7 protein-coding genes and 1 pseudogene are annotated in these 8116 nt (G+C 61.7%); all 8 read left to right on the plus strand.

All coding sequences use genetic code 11. The features are described from left to right. Positions 1–857, plus strand: an 857-nt coding sequence (locus tag RKP46_RS15840; RefSeq protein ID WP_311107511.1) for a class I SAM-dependent methyltransferase, incomplete at its 5' end; no start/stop codon positions are given. A gap of 47 nt (positions 858–904) precedes the next feature. Further along, positions 905–1558, plus strand: coding sequence for a class I SAM-dependent methyltransferase (locus tag RKP46_RS15845; RefSeq protein ID WP_311107512.1), 654 nt, complete (start codon positions 905–907; stop codon positions 1556–1558). A 589-nt stretch (positions 1559–2147) separates the two neighbouring features. Then, positions 2148–3653 (plus strand): methyltransferase domain-containing protein, encoded by a 1506-nt coding sequence (locus RKP46_RS15850; RefSeq protein WP_311107513.1) that lies wholly within the window; start codon positions 2148–2150, stop codon positions 3651–3653. An 83-nt stretch (positions 3654–3736) separates the two neighbouring features. Further along, positions 3737–5089, plus strand: a complete 1353-nt coding sequence (locus RKP46_RS15855; protein WP_311107514.1) for a glycosyltransferase — start codon at positions 3737–3739, stop codon at positions 5087–5089. Between the two features lie 91 nt (positions 5090–5180). Then, on the plus strand, positions 5181–5519 hold the full coding sequence (locus tag RKP46_RS15860; RefSeq protein WP_311107515.1) for a hypothetical protein: 339 nt from the start codon (positions 5181–5183) through the stop codon (positions 5517–5519). Positions 5520–5523: 4 nt separating this feature from the next. After that, positions 5524–6480 (plus strand): polysaccharide deacetylase, encoded by a 957-nt coding sequence (locus RKP46_RS15865; protein ID WP_311107516.1) that lies wholly within the window; start codon positions 5524–5526, stop codon positions 6478–6480. Further along, positions 6477–7478 carry a polysaccharide deacetylase gene (locus RKP46_RS15870; protein WP_311107517.1) on the plus strand — a complete coding sequence of 334 codons (1002 nt, stop codon included), beginning with the start codon at positions 6477–6479 and terminating at the stop codon, positions 7476–7478. Before RKP46_RS15865 ends, RKP46_RS15870 begins: the two co-directional genes overlap by 4 nt. Beyond that, positions 7463–8116: pseudogene (locus tag RKP46_RS15875) on the plus strand (glycosyltransferase family 1 protein); the annotation flags it as partial. The gene RKP46_RS15870 and the pseudogene RKP46_RS15875, both read left to right, overlap by 16 nt.

Here is an 8116-nt window from a genome sequence, read left to right on the forward strand (position 1 = left end):
TCAGTTCGCTGCGAAGGCAGCTACTCCAACGCGAGGTCACCATGAATTCAACATCAGCAAAGCCGAACGACGTTGTCAGATTGCTATACGACGATAAGAGCCGCCTTGAGCGCGCCAGAGAGCGAGCGAGTCGCATAGACAGGTTGATGGGATTGCGCGATCAGAAGGTTCTGGAGATAGGATGCGGGCATGGGGATCTCGCCTATGTCTTGGCCGAGGAATACGGGTGCCAGGTTGTTGGCGTCGAAGTGAGAGGATACGACACCTGGTCAGCCATGAAGCATCATAACTTGGACCTCATTGAGGCCGATATATCGGCGTTGCCTGAGCAGGGGCATCCGTTATTGGGGCCGGATGCCTTTGATCGCATCATATCGTACGTCGTTTGGGAACATATGCGGCATCCATATGCCGCTTTGCAGCAATGCCAATACATGCTGAAGGCTACCGGCAAGAAGTACTTGCATGCGTATCTCGGCGGTGCGCCAACGCTGAGCCATCTGTACCACGAACTGAAACAGCCGTGGATTCACCTTACTCACTCAGTGGCGGAAATTCAGGCGGCACTTGGGGTTAACGAACTACCGTGGTATTTCTGGTGCAACCGACTTACGCACTCGCACTATTTGACGTATTTCCGCCAACTCGGATTCTATGTGGCATGGGAACATGTCATCTCACAGCCGTTTGACGAAGAATACTACCGAAAAAATGAGAAGCTCCTTGGCTTGTTTCCATTGTATGACCTGAAAGCGCACGCCTTGCAGGTAGTCCTGGAGTTTGATTCGAACGATCCAAAGAAGGCGATTGCAGATCCGGTCTACGCTTTGTGCCGCCATCGATCCGCGGACTTCTGAGTTCATTCGCTGTCTACCACCGATCCACATATTGAAAAGGTTGCGTCATGGAAGAGAGATTCGGAAAAACGAAACTGGTTGAGATACAAGAACAGAAGCGTGCCTGGGATCAGGATAGCCGGCCCCTGATGGATGGGAGCCTTCCGGAAAAGGGAGCATTTGATTCTGCGACCGACACGATTGCGTCGGTCGTGCGGGCATCCGAGACCTGGCAAACGTTGCAGATTATCTACAATCTATGCATCATTCAGAAGCCGAACTTTGTGCTCGAGCTGGGTATGAACCTTGGAATTAGCACGGCGTATATCGCCGCCGCGTTAAAGGCTTTGGGTAACGGCAGATTTATTCATACGGTCGATGCTTCCCCGTACAAGGTGAAGCACGCAAAGGAAATGCACCTGCGTCTCGGACTCGATAACGTCAAATATACGGCGGGTCTCTTCTACGACGTTCTCGACGGGGTTCTCAAAGACTCTCCCGTGATTGATATGGCCTTTATTGACGGGCAGCACGAATACGAGCCGACACTCAAGTTTTTCACGGACATCTCTCAGAAGGCTCGCGTCGGATCGCTTCTGCTGTTTGATGACGTTGCCGGCTACTCAACCGAGATGGACGCGGCATGGAGCGATATCAAGAGCCACGACTCGGTCCACTCCTGGGCCGAATTTGGGCAGATCGGTTGGGTTGTTTTGCGCTGAGCTGATGCCAGGATAACGGCGCATGCGGGTCACACGAGTTCGAGACAAATCCGGCTAATCGCCGGTTCATCCGCGCTTCGAGGGTACGGACTGGCCAGTACGGACGTCTGGCGGCATGATGTCATGTACAAGTCGAGCCGCCTTTTGCTGTAGTTTTGGTATCAATTGCCAATCGCGGTTGAAGATCGTGTGTCGCTTTATCCGGACGTGAAAATCGGCATGCACAGTCATTCCCATAGCGGGTCTGTTCGCGAGGTCGCCCGGATTGGGCGATCCGGTTGTTCAAATGCTGATGCAGGTTGAGGAAGGGGTAATCCGGCTCTGGGTCTGGTGTCCGCTCACCCGTTCGCGTCGGAGCGCAACTTGACCACAGGAGAAGGGCTTCCGCAAGGTTTGGTGAGAGACATGCCGATATGCTGACTGGAGAAAATTGGGTGCTGGTGGCGCCGGAAGAAGGCGCTGCGATGGCCGAGCATAGGGTCCGCCGGCAGGACTATGGCGCGTGCTTGCACGGACCCGCGCGCCGCGCGAGGTGCGGGCGATGCCCGTTGGCCAGGAACTCGCGCTGTTCGTGAACAAGGAGTTGTGAATGAAACCGAGCGCATTTCTGTCCTTCGATGTCGAGGCGCTGCCCGGGCGGGCTGCGGCCGATCCGATCGATACGCTGGTGTGGGGCAGGCTGAACGGGGAAGAGTACGGGATCAAGCGAATATGCCGAATTCTCCGCGAGTACGGGCTCAAGGCCAATTTTCTCATCGACCTCTCCGGCTGCTTGCTCTATGGCGACCGCGTGATCGGCGAGATCGGCCGCTATCTGCTCGGTGAGGGCCATGAGCTGCACGCCCATTTGCATTCCGAATGGGTAGTCAGGAAGTGGGGAATCAAAGGTGAGTATGTCGGGCCGCCCGCCTTGCACCAGCTCGACGCGGAACTCAATCAGCATTTGGTGAACTTTGCCCAGTTCAAGTTCCGCCAGCTTTTCGGGAGCAAGGCGCTCGTTCTCCGTGGCGGCGGGTTCAGCTTCAACGAGCACACGGTGTCGGCGGCCCGCCAGGCGGGCTTCGCCTGCCTGAGCAATTTCAACGCCCAGCGGCATGCGCAGATGCTGGCTGTCGTCGGCAACGGTGCGGCGAACGAACCCTTTTCCTGGGGTAGCGGGCTATGCGAAATTCCGGTCGATTTCTCCCCCGAACCTTTGTCGTTCGATGTCGCGAAGTACTACGGCTGGTACGATCGGGTTCGTGACCGGAAGCAGATCAAGACCTTCAACCTCACGCTGCACTCGTGGTCATTGCTCACGCGTAGCGGTGGCGACGTCTTCCACGCGGTGGCCCCCGCACATGAAGACCGATTGCGCGAGATCTGCGAGCATCTGGCGACCAATACGCAGGTGCTCGGCTATTCCGAGTACCTGGCTGACGCCGATCTGCCTCTGGTCGTGATCAAGCACTTCTATTCGACGCCGGTGCGTACCGAAGCGGCACGAGCGGTCGTCTGCACAGTCTGCGACGCTGTCTTTGTTCGGCAGGAAACCGATATCTGCCCTGGCTGCGGGTCGCGCGCTCGTCATCGCCAGGTCGTCGATGCGCTGAACAAGGTGGGCAATCCGTTCGACGGCCGCCGCGTGCTCGCCTGCTTTGCCAACTCGGTCGAAAAGCTGTCGATCCTGGCGCACGCCTGGGAGCTGCAGAACTTCGACATTCGGCCCGTCAGCGAAACCGATTTTCAGATGGATATCCAGCATATGGATGGGGTTCCAGCGGAAAGTTTCGACTGCTTTCTGGCCATGCACGTCCTCAACCACGTGCGCGACGATGGTGCTGCGCTGGCCGAGATTCACCGGATTCTCAGGCCCGGTGGAGTCGCCCTGATCACGATTCCCTACCGGTCGGGCGAAGCGACGACCGCGCTGTCCGACGTGCTGGAACACTACGGCGCCGAGAACTACGAGAAGTATGGCGTTGGCAGCTATCGCCGGTATGGCCTGGACGATGCGGTGCGCCTGTTCTCCAGCTTCTTCGAGGTGAGCATCGTTGCCGGGATCGACTCGGTCAGCAACGAGAGCATGAACATTTTCCTGTTGAGGAAGCGATAAATGGGCAAGCCTCGCGAGCGCCGCCGGCAAGCCGCTGCCGGTTGCCAACCCGAGCGCGGCCGGCCAGTAACGACCGGGATGAAATGAGCACGCTTGCCCGTCCCTGGTCGAGCCTGCTGAGTGAGCCCTGGCTGGCAGCGAATCGCGTGTTGACCTGTGCCGTACTGCAGTGGCGCCTGCGCGCGTGCGCGCGCCGCGCGCCGTATGTGCGCGAGGCGGGCAGCGTGCTCTACGTCGCGGCAAGTGCCTTGCCCTATCACATCAGCGGCTACACGACGCGCACGCACGAAGTGATCCGGGCGCTGCGCGCGGCAGGCGCAAATGTGCATCCGCTCACTCGTCCCGGTTACCCGTGGGACCGCAGCGACCGCCAGTGCGCCGCGCCGGGAGACGAAGGCGTTGCCGAAACGGTCGTCGAAACCGTGCGCTACCAGCACGCCAGCCGGCCCGGCAACGACCGCCCGGTGCTGCAATACGCTTTGCAGGCTGCTCCGGTCGTCGCCGAGATTGCCGCGCGTAGGCGCGTTGCCGTCGTGCACGCCGCGTCCAACCACGTCAACGCCTTGCCCGCCTTGCTCGCCGCGCGCCAACTCGGTCTGCCTTTCCACTACGAAATGCGCGGCTTGTGGGAACTGACGCGGATTTCGCGCATGCCGCAGTACGAACGCGGGCAAGCCTACAAGCAGGGATTGCAGCTCGAAGGGCTGGTCGCCCGCCACGCCGACCGGCTGTTCGTCATCTCCGAGCAGCTTGGCCGCTACGCGCGCGAGCACTGGGGAATTGCCGCCGAGCGCATGTCATTGTTGCCGAATTGCGTCGATCCGGCCTTGTTTGCGCCGGCCGATCCGGCGATCGTCGAAGCGGCGACGATCGGCTACGCCGGCTCGCTGATCGGTTACGAGGGCCTGGACACGCTGATCGACGCCGTCGATCTGCTGGTCAGGAAGGGAAACCCGCTCAGCCTGACGCTGATCGGCGACGGTGAGGCGCGCGCCCAACTGACGGCTCAGGTCGAGCGCTTGCGTCTGGGCGAGCGCATTCGCTTCCTCGGCAAGATCCCGCCGGCAGCCGCACGCGAGTGCCTGGCGCGCTGCGCGCTGGTCTGCATCCCGCGCAAGCCGTTCAAGGTGTGCCAGATCATTCCGCCGATCAAGCTGGTCGAGGCGCTGGCGATGGGCAAGCCGGTGATCGTTCCCGACCTGCCGGTCTTCCGCGACGAACTGGGTGCAAGCCCGCCCGGCTGGTTTTTCCGCGCCGGCGACGCGGCGGATCTGGCGCGCGTCATTGAACTGGCGCTGGCCGATCGCCCGGCGCTGGCCGCGTGCGGAGCGCGCGCCCGGGCCTACGCGGTCAGCCAGCGCTGCTGGCGCGATTTTGTCGGCCAGGCGCTGCCGAGCGCGGACGACGAGGCGCAGAATGTCCACGCGCGTGCTTAGCCGGCGTGCTGCGCTGGTCGACCGTCGCGCCCGGCATGCTGGCGTGTGGCGTCAACCTGCGGGGCTGCCGACGTGCGGCGCGGCGCGCTCGATGAGACCGACTGCCTTGCTTTCCTTCGACATCGAAGCGCTCGATGTCATGGCGCGCGATGGCGCCGCAAACGACGAGAAACATAGCGTCGGCAGCGTTCGCCGCTATGGACTGGACGATGCGATCGACCTGTTCGCCAGGTTCTTCGAGGTCAGCCTGGTGACCGGGCACGACGCGGTGACCGGGCAAAGCATGAACGTCTTTTTCCTGCGCAAGCCGTCTGCTACGGCGAATCACAAGTCGCTCGCGGAAGCGCCGGCCGGCGCCGACTCTGCCTGGCTGCCGAGTGCGCAGCGGCAAGTCGTGCGCGCGCACACCGCATTTGAGCAAGGGACCTGATCGAATGGCTGGACGCGAGCGCTACGCGATGCTGACCGTCGATACCGAAGCGCTGCCCAAACGCGCGCCCGACGAGCACGTTGCGCGCCTGATCTGGGGTGTGCATGAGCACGGCAGCGCCGGAATCCGCGAACTGTGTGCGATTGGCGACGAGTTCAGGCTCAAGCACGTCTTCTTCGTCGACATGTGCGGCCTCTATCGCCATCCGGCCGAAATGCGCGAGGTCGTTCGCTGGCTCGACGAGCAGGGTCAGGATGTCCAGTTGCACATGCATCCGGAAGTGCTGCCGGCCGAGGTGTGGACGGAAAACGGCCTCGACTTCCGCCCGGAGTACATGAACGCCTACCGCCAGGACGACTGGGCCGAGTTCCTCATCGGGCACTTCGCCAGGCAGCTTGGCGAACTCACCGGCAAACGCGTTCTCGCCTATCGCGCCGGTTCCTTGCGCTGGAATGCGTCGTCGATTCGCGCCTTGCGGGCGATCGGCATTCCCTTGTCGTTCAATAATTCGATGCGCGCTTATCGTGCCGGGCGATGCACGTACAGCGAACCGACCGACCTGCCCTTCGCTTGGTCGAATGGCGTGATCGAAGTACCGCTGACCGAAAGGAAGGTCTTGTCGGTCGGTCGCGGGGAAGAGATCTGGGTCAGCCTGACCTATCCGGAAGCCAGCCGTTTTCCTTTGCTCGAACGCGCCGGCGGTTTCCTGGCCAATCCTCTGCGGCGCAAGCCGCAGTTCTCCGTCGTCCTGCTCCATTCCTGGTCGCTGCTGCATTGGGACGAGCATGGCCACGCCACTTTCCGCGACGAGCGGCGCCTGGAGGGATATCGCAAGCTGCTGGCGCGCCTGGCGAGCGAGTACGACGTGATTACGGCGCGGGATTTCGTCGATCTGCACGCGCGCGGCAAGATTCCGCTGGCGCCAGCGGTCGATCTCGCGCGGGCGGAGTTGCCAGCGTGAACAAGCAGCGCTATGCGTTGGTCACGGTCGACGTCGAGGCTCTGCCGAAGCGCGCCAGTGCCGAGCACGTCAAGCGGCTGATGTGGGGCAAGCACGACAAGGGCAGCGCCGGCGTGCGCGAAATGTGTTCGATCGGGCGCGAATTCGCCGTCAGACACGTCTTCTTCGTCGATCAATGCGGCGCCTACGACCAACTCGACGAGATCCACGAAGTCGTTCGCTGGCTCGACGGGGCCGGTCAGGACGTTCAACTGCACACGCATCCGGAGTATCTGCCGGCAGACTTCTGGACGGCACGCGGACTTGAATCCGGCCCGGAACACATGAACAAGTACACCGATACGGCACGCGCCGAACTGGTCATCGCGTATTTCGCGCAGCTTCTTTCGAGCGTCACCGGCAAGCCGATCCGGGCGCATCGAGCCGGTTCGTTCCGCTGGAATGCGCGCACGATCAGCGCCCTCGCCGCGGCCGACATTCCGCTGTCGTTCAACAACTCGATGTATGCGGTGTACGCCGGCCAGTGCCCGTACAGCGAACCGACCAACCATCCTTACCTGTGGTCGAACGGCGTCATCGAAGTGCCGATGACGGAAAGGAGAATTCTCCCCGGAATCGGCAAGGAGAACTGGTGGGCGCGCCTGACCTATCCCGAGTCGAGCTATTTCAGATTTCGTCCGTGGTGGGGAAAGCTCCTGCTGGACGCGTTCAGTGGCAGTCCGCAATTCTCGGTCTTTCTGCTCCACTCGTGGTCCTTGCTCCACTGGGACGCGCAGGGATATGCGACGTATCGCGACGATCGCCGGCTGGAAGGCTATCGCAGGCTGCTCGCGCGCCTGACCCGCGACTATGACGTGATCACGACCGCCGACTTCCTCGATCTCTATGCCAGCGGCAAGATCAGAGCGACGCACACGGTCGACCTGGCGCGGGCCGAGCTGGCACCGGCGGCCGACACGGCCAGGCACTGGGGAGGCGCTGCATGGTCGGCAGAGTGATTCGGCGCCTGGGTTCGCTGGTCTACAAGTATCCGACGGTGGCGGAAGATGTCGAGCGGCCCGGCGAGTTCGGGCGCTTGAAGCTCGCGCTGGTCGCCGACTACTTCACCAGCGATTGCCTGTCGGCCGAGTGTCGGGTGCGCGCGCTGACGCCGGCCAATTTCGCCGAGGTGATCGATACCTGGAAGCCCGACCTGCTCTTCGTCGAATCGGCTTTCCACGGCGCGCACGGCGCCTGGCGCTATGAGCTGGCCAAGCAGCCGGGCTGGCTGCGCCTGGACAAGCCGAAGGCCATCTACCGCCTGGTCGAACGGGCGAGAAGCCGCGGCATCCCGAGCGTTTTCTGGAACAAGGACGACGGCGCTTTCTTCGACGCCTTCATCGATGTTGCGCAGGCCTTCGACCACGTGTTCACGACCGACGAAGACTGTCTCGAACGCTATCGGCAGAAGGTGCCCGCGCATGTTTCGGTCAGCACACTGGCGATGCCCTACCAGCCGACCTTCCACAACTTCACCGGTTTCAATTTCACTCGCGCCGAAGCATGTTTCACCGGTAGCTACTACCGCCGCATTCTGAACGATCGCCGGCTCTTCCTCGACATGGTGTTCGACGCCTGCGACGACAGCAACCTGCGG

The organism is Accumulibacter sp. (assembly GCF_031732815.1).
Classification (GTDB): Bacteria; Pseudomonadota; Gammaproteobacteria; order Burkholderiales; family Rhodocyclaceae; genus Accumulibacter.